Below are 6,173 nucleotides of genomic sequence, written 5' to 3'. Positions count from 1 at the left end.
CAGGTTCCCAGCCATTACTCACCCGTCCGCCGCTCGTCATCTTCAAAAGCAAGCTTTTGAAATGTTACCGCTCGACTTGCATGTGTTAGGCCTGCCGCCAGCGTTCAATCTGAGCCATGATCAAACTCTTCAATTAGAATTTTGTTGTCACYCGAAAGTGACGCTCAATGAATACTGAATTACTTTTTTGCCCKAAGGCAAAACTGCATTGACTGTGTTGATAGTRTYACTCCGAAGAGCTCAACCATCTTGGGTCACTCAGTTCATTGATAAATCTTATGTCTATCAAGTACRAGTGCCCACACAGATTGTATAGGTCAAATTGTTAAAGAACGTTGACTTGGTCACTGGCTTAACTCGCCGTGTTCCGTGTCGATGGGGCGCAGTATAGGGACTTCAGAAAATCGTGCAAGTAGTTTTATGAAAAAAATCACACTTTCGTGGTCAAATGTCTATATAACACCCAAAAACGCCACTTTTGTTCAAAAAACACACAATAATCACTGCGATCTTGGTAGATCAAGATCTGGAAATTTGATCATTGCTACATCAAGATTTCGTTTTATTGACGAGTTTATGAACAAAGAGTATTGAGTAAAGCACAGTTGGCGGGTTCTGCACGGAAATTTTCTAAGACAAACCACATCGGCCATCTACTAAAAATGCGGATCTTTGAGGTTACGTTCAAAAAGCGGTCAATAACCTTTTCTTTATATAGAAAAAAGCCCGCTTGCGCGGGCTTTTAGTGTTTTTAGCTTAAACGGGATGATTACATCATGCCGCCCATGCCACCCATACCGCCCATATCAGGCATTGCTGGGCCATCTTGCTTAGGCTGTTCTGTCACCATTGCTTCAGTGGTGATCATAAGGCCAGCTACAGATGCTGCAAATTGCAGTGCTGAACGAGTAACTTTAGTTGGATCCAAGATACCCATATCAATCATGTCGCCGTATTCGCCAGTTGCTGCGTTGTAACCAAAGCTACCTTCGCCAGCTTTAACGTTGTTTGCAATGACAGAATCTTCATCACCCGCGTTTAGCGCGATTTGACGAATAGGCGCTTCCATTGCACGAAGTGCTACACGGATACCTACGTTTTGTTCTTCATTGTCACCTTGAAGGTCAACAACTTTGCTTGCTGCGCGGATAAGTGCAACACCACCACCAGCAACCACGCCTTCTTCTACAGCAGCACGTGTTGCGTGCAGTGCATCTTCTACGCGGTCTTTCTTCTCTTTCATCTCAACTTCAGTTGCTGCGCCAACTTTGATGACTGCAACGCCGCCTGCCAATTTCGCAACGCGCTCTTGCAGTTTCTCTTTGTCGTAGTCAGACGTCGCATCTTCGATTTGTTGACGAATTTGAGAAACGCGGCCTTGGATAGACACTTCATCACCTGCACCATCAATAATAGTGGTGGTTTCTTTAGTGATAGTAATGCGCTTCGCTTGACCTAAGTCTTCTAGCGTCACTTTCTCTAGTTCCATACCGATTTCTTCAGAAATCACAGTACCAGCAGTTAGTGTCGCGATGTCTTGCAGCATTGCTTTGCGACGGTCGCCGAAACCTGGCGCTTTAACAGCAGCCACTTTCACGATACCGCGCATATTGTTCACAACCAAAGTTGCCAATGCTTCACCTTCTACGTCTTCTGCAATAATAAGAAGAGGACGTGAAGATTTCGCAACTGCTTCCAGAGTCGGTAGCAGTTCACGGATATTTGATACTTTCTTATCAACCAATAGGATGAACGGGCTATCTAGATCAACAGAACCCGACTCTTGGTTGTTGATGAAGTAAGGAGACAGGTAACCGCGGTCAAACTGCATACCTTCAACGACATCAAGTTCATCTTGTAGTGATTGACCTTCTTCAACAGTGATAACACCGTCACGGCCAACTTTTTCCATCGCTTCAGCAATCAAAGTACCGACAGTCTCATCAGAGTTAGCTGAGATAGTACCTACTTGGGCGATAGCTTTGGTATCTGCACATGGAACAGACAACGCTTTCAGTTCTTCAACAGCAGCAATCACTGCTTTGTCGATACCGCGCTTAAGATCCATTGGGTTCATACCCGCAGCAACAGCTTTCAGGCCTTCTGCAATGATAGCTTGAGCAAGAACAGTCGCAGTGGTTGTACCGTCGCCTGCTGCATCGTTAGCTTGAGATGCAACTTCTTTAACCATTTGTGCGCCCATGTTCTGGAATTTGTCTTCCAGTTCAATTTCACGCGCAACAGATACACCATCTTTAGTGATAACCGGAGCGCCGAACGATTTGTCCAGAACTACGTTACGACCTTTAGGGCCAAGGGTCACTTTTACTGCGTTTGCTAGAACGTTTACGCCTTCCAGCATTTTTGTACGAGCATCATTGCCAAATTTAACGTCTTTAGCTGCCATTTCTCTCTTCCTTTATAAAATCTGTTTCTTCAGTGAAATAGTAATTACTCAACGATAGCCATGATGTCGTTTTCAGACAGGATCAGGACTTCTTTACCATCAATCTTTTCAGTTTTGGTGCCGTAACCTTCAGAGAAGATAACAGTGTCGCCAACTTTAACGTCCAAAGGCTGAACATTGCCGTTTTCAAGGATACGGCCTTTGCCTACTGCTAGCACAACACCGCGAGTTGATTTCTCAGCAGCTGAACCAGTTAAAACAATGCCACCAGCAGATTTTGATTCAACTTCTTGGCGTTCAACGATTACTCGGTCATGTAGTGGACGAATGTTCATTGGTCGTCTCCTGAATTAATGTAGTGATCCATAGGGGAAATAAATGAGGAAACCACAGCGTCTGTTGTTTCCAAAGTACCTCTTAAGTGGGGATGGGTTATCTCAATCCCAAGGGGGATCTTGCAACTTTTTTCCGTTTTTTTGCCGAATACCTTTTGCGGCATCACATTCTATCTATTAGGGTAGCCCTGCCTTTAACGATAACGATGGGGCATCCAGCGATTTCAATATTCCCGCTTTCTTCAATCTCTTTGAAGAAAACAACAATCCGAGAGTGGTATGAAGGATAAACACGGCCTATTAACTGCCCCCATCGACCAAGTGCTAAAGAACATGACTATCCCAATGGTATTTGGCCTTGTCGCGATTCTGGCATTTAGCCTTGTTGATACCTTCTTTATATCCTTGTTGGGTACCGACGCCTTGGCGGCAGTCAGCTTTACGTTTCCGATTACATTTGCCGTAAACTGCATCACCATGGGAATTGGTGTCGGGCTGTCGACGTGCATTGCACGTTCATTGGGTAAACGAGCAATGAATGACGCAGCGAGGATATCAGGCCACGGTTTGATACTGGCGGTACTGTTAGTTATCTGTGCGAGCGCGATAGGCCTTTTGACTATCGACCCACTTTTTCGACTGCTCGGCGCACACGAGAGCCTACTCTCCCTCATCCATGATTATATGAACGTCTGGTATCTGACGATTCCATTACTGGTGATACCCATGGCAGGGAATTCAGCCATTCGCGCCACAGGAGACACCAGAACGCCCGCCAAGATCATGATTCTGGCAGGCCTTATCAATGGCCTGCTTGATCCACTATTAATCTTCGGATTGGGCCCATTCCCCGAACTCGGTGTTCAAGGTGCGGCGATTGCCAGTGGGATTAGTTGGGCTGGCGCCTTGCTTTGCTCTTTGTATGTACTAATAAAGAGGGAAAAGTTGCTGGCGCCCCCATCAACTCGCTATCTACTTCAAGATTGGAAAGATATCCTCGCCATTGGCACACCTGCTGCACTATCAAATGCATTGAATCCACTGTCTGGCGCTATTCTAATGGCACTACTTGCTGCTCAAGGCACAGCAGCAGTCGCAGCATACGGCGCGGCACAGCGTGTAGAGTCCTTGCTGCTTATCGTTATGATGGCACTGACTTCGTCACTCACCCCATTAATGGCACAGAACTTTGGGGCGAACCATTCATCTCGCGCCTTCGACGCATTATTTCGAGCCATGCGTTTTTCCGTGTTGTTTCAGTTCATTGTATTTATCGCCATGGTGCCGCTCAGCTCCCCCATCGCTGCGATATTCAGTCAAGAGCCTGCTGTACAGAACAAGCTATGGCACTACCTGATTGTTGTGCCAGTGAGTTATGGCATGCAAGGTGTCATGATGATGCTAGTCAGTGCATTGAATGCGATGAAAAAGCCAATGCTGGCATTTGCGATGAACTTGGTTCGGTTATTTGTGCTGCTTTTGCCTATGGCATGGTTTGGCAGCATGATTGATGGCACAGAAGGCATGTTCATTGGCATCGCTGTTGCCAATGGTATTGCAGGAATTATCGCCTACATCATGGCCTTGCAATTAAGACGGCGCAGCATGACCGATATGGCGCATACCTCGTCGTCCGAGACTCATTAAATGCCGCAAAAACTCAAGGCTCTCTAATCGTGCGACGAGGATCGCCACCCGCTTTCTCCAATAAAGCGTCCAGTGTCTTTAAAAATGATTGGTATTCTTGCCATTCGATCCCAGACATTAACCCTTTCTCCCATGCTCGCGCCTTGGGAAGAATTTCAACATATAGCTGTTTACCTTTATCAGTCAGATGTAAAAACGCCGCACGTTGATCCTTGGCATCTCGTTCTTTACTCACCCAGCCTTTTTGCTCCATCTCTACTAACGTTCGCGATACCCTGACCTTATCCAAACTTGTCTCTTCTGCGAGCTCTTTGGCTTTAATCCCTTCCCTTGCCCCCAGCGAAGCCAATATCCGCCACTGCGCTCGGCTAAGACCAAATTCCCGTTCATAAATATGCGCCAGTGAATCTGCCACATGTGCCGCGGTCTTAACCAATTTATAAGGTAAAAAGTCATCCAGCTGAAACGGATCTGCTTCTAACATCTCTTTATCCATCACTGTCCACCAACACAATCTCTCCATTGATATATAAAAACTGCCATTCCATTTGGCAAATTTCCCAATCCCGCACTACGCTAATATAGTTTCAAATGAAACTATATTCCAATATCGAACCGTTAAAGTGCTGAGGAGGGACGATGAGAAAGTGGTTTTCATTCCCCATCAACGAAGGCAATACCTCAAGGCAGGCGCACTGCGACCTACCCGAAGGAACATTTGAAAGAGAGTGTGGAAAAGAGGGTTTTTTCGGGCCCGCAACACATATGTATCACCAGCATGCACCTACGGGTTGGATGGAATGGGAAGGCGAGCTTCGCCCTCATGCCTTTGACACCAATAACTTAGAAGACGTTGGTGATAACCCGCTAGCAGCACCACTGCTGCTGTCCAATGCCAACGTTAAAGTGCGTATTTGGCGTTGCACGTCATCAATGGAATATCTCGTCAGAAATGGGGACGGTGATGACTGCCTCTTTATTCATGAGGGGTCAGGCTCACTGTATTGCGATTATGGCCACCTACGCTTTAGGGATGGAGACTACCTGATCATTCCTCGATCTACCAATTGGCGCATAGAACCTGATTCTCCTGTGACCATGTTGATGATAGAAGCAACCCACGGCTCTTACATGACCGCGGAGCGCGGAATCGTCGGCGATCACGCTGTATTCGATCCTGCAATGCTTGAATACCCGAAGATCGATGACGCCTTTCTCACACAGCAGCAAGACGTTAAACCTTGGCAGGTTTATCTCAAGTCTCGCGAAGCAATGAACCGCATCACCTATCCTTTCAACCCACTTGATGCCGTAGGGTGGAAAGGTGAACTCACCGTGCTTCGACTAAATTGGCGGGATATTCGCCCACTCATGAGCCATCGCTATCACTTACCGCCGTCAGCCCATACCACCTTTGTTGCCAACGGCTTTGTCATTTGTACCTTTGTCCCCCGCCCCATTGAATCCGACCCCGGCGCACTAAAGGTGCCCTTTTATCACAACAACGACGACTACGATGAAGTGATCTTCTATCACAAGGGTAACTTCTTCAGCCGAGACAACATTCACCCCGGCATGGTCACCCATCACCCATGTGGCTTTCCTCATGGACCACATCCAAAAGCCTTTGCCGCTGGCGCAAAAGCAACAAAAAAAGAAACTGATGAAGTGGCTGTAATGATTGATACCCGGATGCCACTAGATTTGGGCGATGCCGCCAAAAACACCGAAATTGACGACTACGTTCAGTCATGGCGAACACCGCCACGCGGTTAAACAACTAA

The 6,173-nt window shown here is 46.8% G+C and carries 5 protein-coding genes and 1 rRNA gene; 2 read left to right on the top strand and 4 right to left on the bottom strand.

Annotated elements, in window-relative coordinates:
* The 3 genes from L4D06_RS22540 to L4D06_RS22530 all read right to left on the bottom strand — a co-directional run.
* Nucleotides 1-136 (bottom strand): 16S ribosomal RNA (locus tag L4D06_RS22540); the annotation flags it as partial.
* Between the two features lie 633 nt (nucleotides 137-769).
* Nucleotides 770-2,407 (bottom strand): chaperonin GroEL, encoded by a 1,638-nt coding sequence (gene groL / locus L4D06_RS22535; protein ID WP_429741480.1) that lies wholly within the window; start codon nucleotides 2,405-2,407, stop codon nucleotides 770-772.
* A gap of 44 nt (nucleotides 2,408-2,451) precedes the next feature.
* Nucleotides 2,452-2,742 (bottom strand): co-chaperone GroES, encoded by a 291-nt coding sequence (locus L4D06_RS22530; RefSeq protein WP_002541974.1) that lies wholly within the window; start codon nucleotides 2,740-2,742, stop codon nucleotides 2,452-2,454.
* Nucleotides 2,743-3,021: 279 nt separating this feature from the next.
* On the opposite strand from L4D06_RS22530, the gene L4D06_RS22525 reads away from it, so the two are divergent.
* A complete protein-coding gene (locus L4D06_RS22525; protein ID WP_429741477.1) occupies nucleotides 3,022-4,389 on the top strand; it encodes an MATE family efflux transporter in 1,368 nt (455 codons plus the stop codon).
* A 13-nt stretch (nucleotides 4,390-4,402) separates the two neighbouring features.
* On the opposite strand, the gene L4D06_RS22520 is transcribed toward L4D06_RS22525, so the two are convergent.
* Entirely contained in the window at nucleotides 4,403-4,885 is a 483-nt protein-coding gene (locus tag L4D06_RS22520; RefSeq protein ID WP_274166566.1) for a MarR family winged helix-turn-helix transcriptional regulator, read from the bottom strand.
* Between the two features lie 143 nt (nucleotides 4,886-5,028).
* On the opposite strand from L4D06_RS22520, the gene L4D06_RS22515 reads away from it, so the two are divergent.
* Nucleotides 5,029-6,165, top strand: coding sequence for a homogentisate 1,2-dioxygenase (locus L4D06_RS22515; protein ID WP_429741475.1), 1,137 nt, complete (start codon nucleotides 5,029-5,031; stop codon nucleotides 6,163-6,165).
* The last annotated feature ends 8 nt before the right edge of the window (nucleotides 6,166-6,173 follow it).

This window comes from Enterovibrio makurazakiensis (genome assembly GCF_050336585.1).
GTDB classification, from domain to species: domain Bacteria; phylum Pseudomonadota; class Gammaproteobacteria; order Enterobacterales; family Vibrionaceae; genus Enterovibrio; species Enterovibrio gelatinilyticus.
Note: the sequence above shows the minus strand (reverse complement) of the source record. Positions and strands in the feature narration are given on the sequence as shown.